Origin of the sequence: Pseudomonas sp. S34, from assembly GCF_009866745.1 — a bacterium.
Lineage (GTDB): Bacteria > Pseudomonadota > Gammaproteobacteria > Pseudomonadales > Pseudomonadaceae > Aquipseudomonas > Aquipseudomonas jessenii.
On record NZ_CP019398.1, the window covers coordinates 5,905,554 to 5,918,263 of the forward strand.

A 12,710-nucleotide genomic window follows, 5' to 3' on the forward strand; every position below is an offset into this window, starting at 1 on the left:
ACTAAAGCAGCAAAATCGGCGAAAAAGCAGAGTTTAGTTGATAAATTCCAACCTTCTGCTGCAAACCCATACAACCTGATCAAACGCAAAGGCCTGATAGGCGTGGCCGCCAGTAAAACGGATCAGTATCCTAGCACCCTCTCGCCCGCTGACGCTAAGAACAAGCGGGCAGCCCCAAAGGTTTGAAAACGAATGAATGCTCTTGCCCGCCGCGCCGCAGGCCTGCTGCTCAGCACAGTTTGCCTGCCCCTTTCGGCCCTGGCTGCCGACCCGCAACCCACCCACGAATTCACTCTCGACAATGGCTTGAAGGTGGTCGTGCGCGAAGACCACCGTGCGCCCGTGGTAGTTTCCCAGGTCTGGTACAAGGTCGGCTCCAGCTACGAGACACCGGGTAATACTGGCCTGTCCCACGCCCTGGAACACATGATGTTCAAGGGCAGCGAGAAAGTCGGCCCCGGCGAAGCCTCGCTGATCCTGCGTGACCTCGGCGCCGAAGAGAACGCATTCACCAGCGATGATTTCACCGCCTATTACCAGGTGCTGGCCCGGGATCGCCTGGGCGTGGCCTTCGAACTGGAAGCCGACCGCATGGCCAGCCTGCGCCTGCCGCCCGACGAGTTCGCCAAGGAAATCGAGGTCATCAAGGAAGAGCGTCGCCTGCGTACCGACGACAAGCCGATGGCCAAGGCCTACGAGCGTTTCAAGGCCATGGCTTACCCGGCAAGCGGCTATCACACGCCGACCATCGGCTGGATGGCCGACCTTGAGCGAATGAAAGTCGAAGAGCTGCGCCACTGGTACGAAACCTGGTACGTGCCCAACAACGCCACGCTGGTGGTGGTTGGCGATGTCACCCCGGACGAAGTCAAAACCCTGGCCCAACGCTATTTCGGCCCGATCGCCAAGCGTGAAGTGCCCGCCGCGAAAAAACCGCTGGAACTGGCCGAACCGGGCGAGCGCCAGATCACCCTGCACGTGCAGACCCAACTGCCTAGCCTGATGCTGGCCTTCAACGTGCCGAGCATCGCCACAGCCGAAGACAAGCGCCTGGTCAATGCCCTGCGCCTGATCTCGGCACTGCTCGACGGCGGCTACAGCGGACGTATCCCGACGCAACTGGAGCGCGGAGAAGAACTGGTGTCCGGCGGCTCGTCGAGTTACGACGCCTATACCCGTGGCGACAGTCTCTTCACCCTGTCGGCATCGCCAAACTCGCAGAAACACAAGACCATCGCCCAGGCGCAAGCCGGTTTGTGGAAGCTGCTCGACCAGCTGAAAACCACGGCGCCAACCGCTGAAGAGCTGGAGCGCGTACGCGCACAAGTCATCGCCGGCCTGGTCTTCGAGCGCGACTCGATCACCAGTCAGGCCACCGCCATCGGCCAACTGGAAACAGTCGGCCTGTCATGGAAACTGATGGACACCGAACTGGCCGATCTGGAAAGCGTCACGCCGGAAGATATCCAGAAAGCCGCCAAGCTGTATTTCACTCGCGAACGTCTCAGCGTCGCCCATGTACTGCCTCTGGAGACGACTCATGAGTGAGCGTAAACCCTCCCGCCTGGCCCTGATCGGCCTGATCGCCGTCACCGTTATCGGTTCCGCAGCGTTCTATTTGTCGCGCTCTGTCGAAACCAATGCCAGCGAAGCCCTCGACAAGGCCAAGGCCAGTCAGAAACTGCAGTCGCTGACCGAACTCAACGACAAGGCACCGAACCACCGCAAGCTGGACGTGCAGACCTGGAACACCGCCGAAGGCACCAAGGTGCTGTTTGTCGAAGCCCATGAGCTGCCGATGTTCGACATGCGCCTGATCTTCGCTGCCGGTAGCAGCCAGGACGGCGATGCACCGGGCGTGGCGGTGTTGACCAACGCCATGCTCAACGAAGGCGTGGCCGGCAAAGACGTCGGTGCCATAGCCCAGGGCTTCGAAGGCCTGGGCGCCGATTTCGGCAACGGCGCGTTCAAGGACATGGCAATCGCTTCGCTGCGTAGCCTGAGTGCCAAGGACAAGCGCGAGCCGGCCCTGAAGCTGTTCGCCGAAGTCATCGGCAAGCCGACTTTCCCTGCCGATTCGCTGGCCCGCATCAAGAACCAGATGCTTGCCGGTTTCGAATACCAGAAACAGAACCCCGGCAAACTGGCGAGCCTGGAGCTGATGAACCGCTTGTACGGTGATCACCCGTATGCACACGCCAGCGACGGCACGGCGAAAACCGTACCGGCGATTACCCAGGCCCAGCTGCGTGCTTTCCACGAGAAAGCCTACGCAGCCGGTAACGTGGTGATCGCACTGGTCGGCGACCTGTCCCGCACGGAAGCCGAAGCGATTGCCGCCCAGGTTTCCGGCGCCCTGCCCAAAGGCCCGGCCTTGCCGAAAATTGCGCAACCCGCTGAGCCCAAGGCCAGCGTCGGCCATATCGAGTTCCCGTCCAAGCAAACCAACCTGATGCTCGCGCAACTGGGCATCGATCGCGATGACCCGGACTACGCGGCATTGTCCATGGGTAACCAGATTCTCGGTGGCGGCGGCTTCGGCACCCGCTTGATGAGCGAAGTGCGCGAGAGGCGTGGCCTGACTTACGGCGTGTATTCGGGCTTTACGCCGATGCAGGCGCGTGGCCCGTTCATGATCAACCTGCAAACCCGCGCCGAGATGAGCGAGGGCACCCTGAAACTGGTGCAGGATGTGCTGGCCGACTACCTTAAAACCGGCCCGACCGAAAAAGAGCTCGACGACGCCAAGCGCGAACTGGCCGGCAGCTTCCCGCTGTCCACCGCCAGCAACGCCGATATCGTCGGCCAACTGGGCGCCATCGGTTTCTACAACTTGCCGTTGAGTCACCTGGAGGACTTCATGCAACAGTCCCAGTCCCTGACCGTCGAGCAGGTCAAAGCCGCCATGAACAAACACCTGAGCACGAACAAGATGGTCATCGTCAGCGCTGGCCCGACCGTGCCGCAAAAGCCGTTACCGGCCCCTACTGATAAACCTTCCGAGCAGCCGCTCGGGGTTCCGGAGCATTAATGGCTACTCATTCGAAAAAACCTGCCCGCAACGTCCACAACGGCGTGAACCAGCTGCGCATCATCGGCGGCGAATGGCGCAGCCGGAAGCTGAGCTTCCCCGACGCCCCGGGCCTGCGCCCGACGCCGGACCGCGTGCGTGAAACCCTGTTCAACTGGCTCGCGCCTTACGTGCCGGGCGCCAAGGTGCTCGACCCGTTCACCGGCAGCGGCGCGCTGTTCCTCGAAGCCCTGTCCCGTGGCGCGGCCATGGGCCAGGCGCTGGACGCCAGCAGCATCGCGGTGTCCAGCCTGAAGGAACACCTGGGCACATTGCGCTGCACCAACGGCCAGGTCCAGACCGCCGACGCCCTGCGCTACCTGGAAACCCAGACCGCAACGGCCTACGACCTGGTGTTCCTCGATCCACCGTTCAACCAGAACCTGCTGCCCGCCGTTTGCAAGTTGCTTGAAGAGCGCCAATGGCTGGCCGAAGACGCCTGGGTGTACACGGAAAGCGAGTCGGCGCCGTCGACCCTGGGCCTGCCGCAGAACTGGCGCCTGCACCGGGAGCAGAAATCCGGGCGCGTGTATTACTCGTTGTGGCAGCGCCTCGCTGAAAAACCCGCTGAATAAAGCGCACGGGCAGGCCGCTGGCCTGCCCGACACAACGGCTGCTTCTTAAAACGCAACACATCTAAAGTGGTTTGTTTCTCTGTTTCTGGCTCATCGTAAACGTGCGAAATGTCTCGCATGGATGCAATGGATGATTAACGGATGAACAAGCTAATGACTGAACGAACGCCCAACCCCACCCATGAGTTCACCCTCGACAATGGCCTTAGGGTCATTGTCCGCGAGGATCACAGAACCCCTCAGGTCGGAATCACACTGGTTTTTGCCGTAGGAACTGATGACGAGCGCCCCGAAGACTTCGGGGTCACAGCTGTATTACAAGATGCACTGATGCGTGACTATGACGACTTCATCAAAGAGACCGGAGCCATTCATCAAAGCTTCGGAGGCTCTATAAAGTTGAGCGACAGCCTACTGATCGCCCCCGAACACCTGGAAAGCGCTCTCAAAATCCAGTCGACCATCATGACGGACGAACTATCGGATGAATTGCTGCGCACCTGTCTGGACGAGGAACTTCTGCGCAACAAGGAAAAGTCCTTGTTCATATCTCCAGTCAGTTTCAGTCCGGAAATCGACGCACTGGTAACCACCGGGCATAGTTACTACAGGCCCCGGGAAACGATTGCCGACAATCTTGAACGACTGACCTTCGAACACCTCAGAAACTGGCGCCAGAACCGGTATTGCCCCAGTAATGCCTGCCTGGTGATTGTCGGCGATGTCGAGGCTGAAGAGGCAAAACGACTGGTCGAGCAACACTTTGGATCGGAGGACCAGCGTATCGCTCCCTTCAGGCCCTTGATAAAAGGACCGTCAGAACCCGGCTACCGCCAGATAACGCAATTTCTGGAAACCGAATACCCGCTGATGCTCGTCATATTCAACACACCTGGGATGGAGAACGCACCCGACCCGCAATCCGTCAGGGCACTGGAAGTATTGTCCTCCCTGCTTGAGTCCTCTGCACGCCTGAAGTCATTCGAGAATGACGACCGCTCTACAATCTTTGCGAATGTCTTTCGACTCTGTCGAGCCAATAATCAATTCACCCTCGCTTTCTACTTCAAGGGTGATCCGCAGCAAGCCGAAGCTGATCTGTGGGCATTACTGGATGACATCAAGCGCGTGCCGTTCACAGCCGAGGACATCGAACCCGCCATCGTTCAAGAAAGTACTACCCGACTGGCGCTCTACGACACCCCTCAAGGACACTCGAGTAGTATCGGCTATCTTTTTGGATCGGCTCAGCCATGGCAGTTGATCGATCTTGAGGTCGCGCAATTACGCAGCGTCACGGCGCAGGATATTCAGCACGCCGCCAACGCCTACTTCACTCGCGAACGCGCAACCGTGGCACATGTGTTTCCCATCGAGAAAAAGACCTCGGCGTAACGAAACCCCGGTGTAATCATCAGCCCCTGAAAACCAGCCCCTGTGCGACCATTGCGCAGGGGCTTCTCTTGCCGGTCGCGAACCCTCGTGGTTTATGGCAAGTTAGCAACTTGCGGCGAGCACCACACGCCCCATGAGTTCCTCTGCATTTCGCAAGCAGCGGTCTGCAATTGAACAGAATGTCTCACTACAAGCCCCCCCCATTCCCCATGAAAACCTTCACCCCCGCCTTCGGCCTCGGCAATCCGCACTTGCAAACCTTGTGGGGGCCGCTGTGGCGTAAAACCGTGCACATCGGCCGCGAACGCGAGCGTCTTTGGCTTGAAGACGGCGACTTTCTCGATCTCGACTGGCACGGCCCGCACAGCGCCGACGCACCGTTGGTGCTGGTGTTGCACGGGCTCACCGGGTCCTCGAATTCGCCTTATGTCGCCGGCATGCAAAAAGCCCTGGGTGACCGGGGCTGGGCCAGTGTTGCGCTGAACTGGCGCGGCTGTTCGGGCGAACCCAACCTGTTGCCGCGCAGTTACCATTCCGGCGCCAGCGAAGACCTGGCCGAAACCATCAGGCACTTGCGGGCCAAACGGCCTCTCGCGCCACTGTATGCGGTGGGTTACTCCCTGGGCGGTAATGTCCTGCTCAAGCATTTGGGCGAAACCGGCAGCGACAGCGGCGTGACGGGCGCCGTGGCGGTGTCGGTGCCGTTCCGCCTGGACCAGTGCGCCGACCGTATCGGGCAAGGCTTCTCCAAGGTTTACCAGGCGCATTTCATGCGCGAGATGGTCGCCTACATCAAGAACAAGCAGCGGCAATTCCAGCATGACGGACGCAAGGAGGGCCTGGCAGCCCTGGCGGCCCTCGGATCCCTGGAAAACATGCGCACGTTCTGGGATTTCGACGGACGCGTCACTGCACCACTGCACGGTTTCGCCGATGCCGAGGATTACTATCGCCGTGCCTCCAGCCGCTATTTCCTTGGCGAAATTCGTACGCCGACCTTGATGATTCAGGCCGCCGACGACCCCTTCGTGTTTCCCCACAGCCTGCCGCAGGTCGATGAGTTGTCCGCTTGCACGCAATTCGAACTGCAAGCCAATGGCGGGCATGTCGGCTTCGTCGACGGTACGCTCAGGCAACCGGGTTACTACCTGGAACGACGCATCCCCGAGTGGCTGGCCGCCATAGGGCGCTCTTGAATCATGGACGCTGACCAAGGCGAATCGATCCACTTCTGGCAAACCCCGCCACTGGCCGGGGTCGAGTTATTGTCCGCCCGCTACATCGACCATCGTTTCGCCCCACATGTGCATGACGGCTATGTGATCGGCATGATCATGGCCGGCGCCCAGCGTTATCGCTATCGCGGCGCCGAACACCTGGCGGGCAGCGGCACGCTGGTGCTGATCAACCCTGATGAACTGCACACCGGTCACAAAGGCACCGAGGATGGCTGGCTGTACCGGGCGTTCTATCCGGACAGCGGGCAGATGACCTCGCTGCTGGCCGAACTCGAACTGCCAACCCACCACTTGCCGGCCTTCGGTGCCACGCTGTATCGCGACCAGGATCTGGTGAACGGGTTCTGCCAACTTCACCGCTTGCTGGAAAGCCCCGCCACCGCATTGCAGCAACAAACGGTCTGGCGTGAACTGGTGCTGTCGCTGTTGCAGCGTCATGCGGCGGTGCCTGATGCCGGCAAACCCGGCAAGGAACACCGTGCCGTGAGCCTGGCCAAGGAATTGCTGCACTCGCAATTGGCAGCACCGCCCTCACTGGAAGCGCTGGCGACGGCGGTCAATCTCTCGCCATTCCATTTTGCCCGGGTGTTCCGCCGGGCCACCGGTATGCCGCCGCACACCTGGCTGATGCAACAGCGCATCGCCCGGGCGCGGGCGTTGCTGCAAAGTGGTTGTCTGCCGCTGGAAGTCGCGATGCAACTGGGGTTTGCCGACCAGAGCCATCTGAGCCGGCAGTTCAAGCAGGTGTATGGGGTTGGACCGGGGGCGTATCGCACAGCCCGGCAGTTACCCGGATCCTGATAGCGACGAAACACCAATGTGGGAGCGGGCTTGCTCGCGAAAGCGCTGGTTCAGTCAACATCTTCTTTGACTGTCACACCGCTTTCGCGAGCAAGCCCACTCCCACAGGGTTGTGTGGTGTTTATTCGCCGGTGGCAATGCCCCGCGCAGGCTCGTTGATCCACTCGCTCCACGACCCGGCATACAACGAACCCAACGGATAACCGGCCAGACACAACGCAAACAGGTTGTGGCACGCCGTCACGCCGGAACCGCAGTACGCCACCAGATCATTTGGCGAACGATCGCCCAGTTTCGCGGCGAAACGCTGCTTGAGCTGATCGGCCGGCAGGAAGCGCCCGTCACTGCCCAGGTTCTCGGTAAACGCAGCACACTGGGCACCTGGGATGTGCCCGGCAATCGGATCGATCGGTTCCACCTCACCCTTGAAGCGCGGCAGTGCGCGGGCATCGAGCAGGGTCAGTTCCGGCCGTGCAAGGCGCTTTTGCAGCTGCTCGGCACTGATCAGCAACGCCGTATCAGGACTGCCGGTGAAGGAACCACAGGGAATCGCCGGCGCATCCAGGCTCAGCGGCAAACCGGCCGCGTGCCAGGCCTTCAGACCGCCATCAAGGATGAACACACCGTCGCGCTTGCCCAACCATGCCAGCAACCACCAGGCCCGCGCCGCATAGGCCCCCGGACCGTCGTCATACAGAACCACTTCGCTATCGGCATTGATGCCAAAGGCTTGCAGGCGCTCGATCAGTTGCGCCGGCTCGGGTAACGGATGACGCCCGGTCACTCCCTTGACCACGGCGCCACTCAGGTCACGCTCGAGGTCGGCATAGCTCGAACCGGCAATGTGCCCTTCGGCATAGCTGCGCTGACCGTAATCCGGGTCTTCGAGGGCAAAACGACAATCCAGAATCACCAGCCCCGGCTGGTCCTTTTTCAGGTCCAGTGCTTGCGGGCTGATCAGTTGCGCAATGGGCATAGCGGGCTCCTGTGATTAACTCGGCCTTGATCCTACTGTACTTCTTCCAGTGCCTGGGCCAGGGGCACGTAAAACTCTTCGAACAAGGCGCTGACCGCATCCCGGGCCTGGTCCGTAACGAACCCGGCCTCCAGCACCAGCACCTGGTACACCCCGCGTTTAATGGCCTGCTCGCTCAAGTGGCTGGAGTTCTCCCGCGTGGTGCACAGGAAGCGCACCCAGGACGTGAGGATGATCCAGGCATTGAGCGTCAGGGACTCGATCTGCACCTTGTCCATCTTCAGGATGCCGGCGGCGACGAAACCTTCGTAGATCGCCGCCCCCTGTATCAGGCAGCGCTGGGAGAAACGTCGATAGCGGTCGGCCAGGTCCGGATCGCTGTCGAGCAAATGTTCGAGATCGCGATGCAGAAACCGGTAGCGCCACATCGCCGACAGCAGCTCCTTGAGGTAGAAGCGCTTGTCTTCCACCGTGGCGGCACGACCCTGGGGCGGGCGCAGGAAGCTGTCCACCAGGCTTTCGTACTCGCTGAACAGCACGGCGATGATCGCCTGCTTGTTCGGGAAGTGGTAGTACAGGTTGCCCGGGGAAATTTCCATATGGGCAGCGATGTGGTTGGTGCTGATGCTGCGCTCGCCCTGCTGGTTGAACAGCTCCAGGCTGTTCTGCACGATGCGCTCGCTGGTTTTGATCCGTGGGGCCATGGCTTGAGCTTTAATTCAGAGTGCGTTGACGGGCATCTTAGATCTATCCGCGAGCGGATAAAACAAAGCTGTTCCAGGATGTCATTTGACTTTTTAGAGCATAGACTCTAGAAAGTGCTTCATTACAATAAATCCGGAGCCGACCATGACTGCTGAAATTTCCTACCTGCAGAACCTACAGCAGCCGCTGGAAGAGCTTCAGGCCCTGTTCGACGCCCAGCGTGCCGCGTACGCCGCCAACCCGATGCCACCGGCCGCGCAGCGCCAGCAATGGCTCAAGGCGCTAAAGGATTTGTTGAACAATGAACGCCAGGCCCTGATCGATGCGATCAGCCAGGACTTCAGCCATCGCAGCGCCGATGAAACCCTGCTCGCGGAACTGATGCCCAGCCTGCACGGCATCCATTACGCCAGCAAACACCTCAAGGGCTGGATGCGAGCCTCGCGACGCAAGGTGGGCGCCGCTTTCCAGCCGGCTTCGGCCAAAGTGGTTTACCAACCGCTGGGCGTGGTCGGGGTCATCGTGCCGTGGAACTACCCGCTGTATCTGGCCATCGGTCCGTTGGTCGGCGCGCTGTCGGCGGGCAATCGGGTGATGCTCAAGCTCAGTGAGTCGACCCCCGCGACCGGCCTGCTGATGAAGCAACTGCTGGCGCGAATCTTCCCCGAAGACCTGGTTTGCGTGGTCCTGGGCGAGGCTGATATGGGCGTGGCGTTTTCACGCCTGCCGTTCGATCACCTGCTGTTCACTGGCGCCACCAGCATCGGCAAACACGTCATGCGCGCCGCCGCGGAAAACCTGACCCCGGTGACCCTGGAACTGGGCGGCAAATCCCCGGCCATCGTTTCCCGGGATGTGCCGCTCAAGGACGCCGCCGAGCGCATCGCCTTCGGCAAGACCCTGAATGCCGGCCAGACCTGCGTGGCCCCGGACTACGTGCTGGTGCCGGAGAATCGCGTCGGAGGTTTCGTCGAGGCCTATCGCACAGCCGTCCGTGGGTTTTATCCGACGCTGGCCGACAACCCGGACTACACCGCGATCATCAATGAGCGACAACTGGCGCGTCTCAACGGTTACGTCAGTGACGCCACCAGCAAGGGTGCGCTGCTGATGCCGCTGTTCGACCAGGGCCAGGGCCGCCGCATGAGCCATAGCCTGCTGCTCAATGTCACGGACGAGATGACGGTGATGCAGGACGAAATCTTCGGGCCGCTGCTGCCGATCGTGCCGTACAAGGATCTGGAGCAGGCATTTGCCTACATCAACCAGCGCCCTCGCCCACTGGCGCTGTATTACTTCGGCTATGACAAGCGCGAACAACAGCGCGTGCTGCACGAAACCCATTCCGGCGGCGTGTGCCTGAACGACACCCTGCTGCACGTCGCCCAGGACGACATGCCGTTTGGCGGCATTGGTGCCTCGGGCATGGGCCACTATCACGGACATGAAGGGTTCCTGACCTTCAGCAAAGCCAAGGGCGTGTTGATCAAACAACGGTTCAACGCCGCGAAGTTGATCTATCCGCCGTACGGCAAGTCGATTCAGAAGCTGATCCAGAAGCTGTTCATCCGCTAACGATAATCACCGTCGGGTAATAACAATAATGACCCCCAGCCTGTCCGATACACCCGCGCTGTCACGGCGCGGGTTGCTTAAATTCAGCCTCGGCGCCACAGCTTTCCTCGCCACCGCCGGACTCGGAGCCAGCCTCAGCGGCTGTTCGTCGAGCGTCCCGGCCAATGGCTTCGTCACGTTACGCAGCGGCGACCTGCTGTTTTTGCGGGCGTTGATCCCGGTCATGCTCGAGGGTGCCGTGACCGCCGAACGGATGCCCGAGGCTGTCGATGGCACGCTGAAAAGCCTGGATTACAGCCTGGCCCACCTGTCGCCGGAAATGCTCAAGCTGACTCAACAACTGTTCGATGTGCTGGGAATGGCCGTGACCCGCGGACCGCTGACCGGGATCTGGGGCAGCTGGGAAAACGCCAGTGCCAACGACATCCGAGCCTTTCTCGATCGCTGGGAAAACAGCTCGTTGAGCCTGTTGCGCATGGGCCACAGCTCCTTGCTGCAACTGGTGATGATGGCCTGGTACGGGCGCAAGGAATCGTGGGCGCATTGCGGGTATCCCGGGCCGCCAACCGTCTGAAAGCTAGTCGACCCCATCGCGAGCAAGCTCGCTCCCACACTGACCGTGTGAACACTGGAGGTCCCCTGTGGGAGCGGGCTTGCCCGCGATAGCGTCAGCCGCTTCACCGCCTACTCCAACAATAAAAAGAGAATCCGAAAATGCCCGTACCCGATCCGTTCCGCGAAGGCATGGCCCGAGGCTGGAAAACCTACAACGGCTCGCAACTGACCCAGGACCTTACACTCGAAGCGGACGTGGCGATCATCGGCAGCGGTGCCGGCGGCGGCACCACCGCCGAAATCCTCAGCGCAGCCGGCTACAAGGTATTGCTGATCGAGGAAGGCCCCCTCAAGACCAGCAGCGACTTCAAGCTGCTCGAAGACGAGGCCTACGCCAACCTTTATCAGGAAGGCATTGGCCGCATGAGCAAGGACGGCGCGATCACCATCCTCCAGGGCCGGGCGGTGGGCGGTACCACGCTGATCAACTGGACCTCCAGTTTCCGTACCCCGGAGCCGACCCTGGAACACTGGGCCAAAGAGCACAACGTCAAGGGCCACAGCCCGACGGAAATGGCGCCGTGGTTCGAGAAAATGGAGCAACGCCTGGGCGTCGCGCCGTGGATGGTGCCGCCCAACGCCAACAACGATGTGATCCGCAAGGGCTGCGAAGCACTGAATTACTCATGGCACGTCATCCCGCGCAACGTTCGCGGCTGCTGGAACCTCGGATACTGCGGCATGGGCTGCCCGACCAACGCCAAGCAATCGATGATGGTCACCACCATTCCGGCGACACTGGAAAAAGGCGGTGAGCTGCTTTACCTGGCCCGCGCCGAAAAACTCACGATCAGCGGCGACAAGGTCACCGGCCTGCAATGTTCGGCGATGGATGAACGCTGCGTCGCACCGACCGGACGCACCATCACGGTCAAGGCGCGGCATTTCGTGCTGGCCGGTGGCGGCATCAACAGCCCGGCCTTGCTGATGCGTTCCGGGGCACCCGACCCGCACAAGCGCCTGGGCAAACGCACATTTCTGCACCCGGTAAACATGTCCGCCGCATTGTTCGACGAAGTGGTCAACCCCTTCTACGGCGCGCCGCAGTCGATCTATTCCGACCATTTCCAATGGCAGGACGGCACCACGGGCAAAATGTCCTACAAACTGGAAGTTCCGCCTCTGCACCCGGCGCTGGCCACGACATTGCTCGGTGGTTTCGGCCAGGAAAACTCGCAACACATGGCCAATCTGGCCCATACCCACGCCATGCTGGCGTTGCTGCGGGACGGTTTTCACCCGGACAGTCCCGGTGGCAGCGTCGAATTGCGCAGCGATGACACGCCGGTGCTGGACTATCAGCTATCACCCTACGCCTGGGATGGATTGCGCCGGGCGTTCCATACCATGGCCGAGATACAGTTTGCCGGTGGCGCCAAGGCCGTGATGCCGATGCACACCGACGCCCGCTACGTGAAGACCCTCGCCGAAGCGCGCACGCTGATCGACGGCCTGAGCCTGGAGTTGTATCGCACACGCCTGGGCAGTGCCCACGTGATGGGCGGTTGCGCCATGGGTGAAGACCCGACAATCGCAGTGACCGACAGCCTCGGCCGGCATCATCAACTGGGCAATCTGTCGATCCACGACGGCTCGCTGTTCCCCACCAGCATTGGCGCCAACCCGCAGCTGTCGGTCTACGGACTGACAGCGCAACTGGCGACATCCCTGGCGATGCGTTTAAAAAACCCATGAAAATGACGATAATTCCCATCGTCTATAGTGCTTTCTTACCCAACAGGCGACTTGGCCGACCGGGA

11 protein-coding genes are annotated in these 12,710 nt (G+C 60.9%); 9 read left to right on the forward strand and 2 right to left on the reverse strand.

Translation table 11 applies throughout. The features are described from left to right. Positions 1-192: 192 nt before the first annotated feature. From PspS34_RS26540 to PspS34_RS26565, 6 genes are all read left to right on the forward strand, one after another. Entirely contained in the window at positions 193-1,548 is a 1,356-nt protein-coding gene (locus PspS34_RS26540; protein ID WP_057712905.1) for a pitrilysin family protein, read from the forward strand. Beyond that, positions 1,541-3,031 carry a pitrilysin family protein gene (locus PspS34_RS26545; protein WP_154860961.1) on the forward strand — a complete coding sequence of 497 codons (1,491 nt, stop codon included), beginning with the start codon at positions 1,541-1,543 and terminating at the stop codon, positions 3,029-3,031. The genes PspS34_RS26540 and PspS34_RS26545 overlap by 8 nt, the downstream gene beginning before the upstream one ends. Beyond that, complete coding sequence (gene rsmD, locus PspS34_RS26550; RefSeq protein WP_150814820.1) at positions 3,031-3,645, forward strand: 16S rRNA (guanine(966)-N(2))-methyltransferase RsmD; 615 nt, start codon at positions 3,031-3,033, stop codon at positions 3,643-3,645. The genes PspS34_RS26545 and rsmD overlap by 1 nt, the downstream gene beginning before the upstream one ends. A 141-nt stretch (positions 3,646-3,786) precedes the next feature. Beyond that, positions 3,787-5,040 (forward strand): pitrilysin family protein, encoded by a 1,254-nt coding sequence (locus PspS34_RS26555; protein ID WP_154860960.1) that lies wholly within the window; start codon positions 3,787-3,789, stop codon positions 5,038-5,040. A gap of 209 nt (positions 5,041-5,249) precedes the next feature. Then, positions 5,250-6,236 (forward strand): hydrolase, encoded by a 987-nt coding sequence (locus PspS34_RS26560; protein ID WP_154860959.1) that lies wholly within the window; start codon positions 5,250-5,252, stop codon positions 6,234-6,236. 3 nt (positions 6,237-6,239) lie between these two features. Continuing rightward, complete coding sequence (locus PspS34_RS26565; protein ID WP_154860958.1) at positions 6,240-7,079, forward strand: AraC family transcriptional regulator; 840 nt, start codon at positions 6,240-6,242, stop codon at positions 7,077-7,079. Between the two features lie 121 nt (positions 7,080-7,200). Here the strand turns inward: PspS34_RS26565 and PspS34_RS26570 are convergent, their stop codons facing one another. After that, on the reverse strand, positions 7,201-8,055 hold the full coding sequence (locus PspS34_RS26570) for a sulfurtransferase (protein ID WP_090451962.1): 855 nt from the start codon (positions 8,053-8,055) through the stop codon (positions 7,201-7,203). A 32-nt stretch (positions 8,056-8,087) separates the two neighbouring features. Then, positions 8,088-8,759, reverse strand: coding sequence for a TetR/AcrR family transcriptional regulator (locus PspS34_RS26575; RefSeq protein WP_150814815.1), 672 nt, complete (start codon positions 8,757-8,759; stop codon positions 8,088-8,090). Positions 8,760-8,904: 145 nt separating this feature from the next. On the opposite strand from PspS34_RS26575, the gene PspS34_RS26580 reads away from it, so the two are divergent. The 3 genes from PspS34_RS26580 to PspS34_RS26590 all read left to right on the forward strand — a co-directional run bounded on the left by PspS34_RS26580 (position 8,905) and on the right by PspS34_RS26590 (position 12,645). Further along, positions 8,905-10,335 (forward strand): coniferyl aldehyde dehydrogenase, encoded by a 1,431-nt coding sequence (locus PspS34_RS26580; protein WP_057712899.1) that lies wholly within the window; start codon positions 8,905-8,907, stop codon positions 10,333-10,335. Positions 10,336-10,363: 28 nt separating this feature from the next. Continuing rightward, complete coding sequence (locus PspS34_RS26585; protein WP_150814813.1) at positions 10,364-10,909, forward strand: twin-arginine translocation pathway signal protein; 546 nt, start codon at positions 10,364-10,366, stop codon at positions 10,907-10,909. A gap of 140 nt (positions 10,910-11,049) precedes the next feature. Then, entirely contained in the window at positions 11,050-12,645 is a 1,596-nt protein-coding gene (locus tag PspS34_RS26590; protein WP_154860957.1) for a GMC family oxidoreductase, read from the forward strand. Positions 12,646-12,710 lie beyond the last annotated feature (65 nt).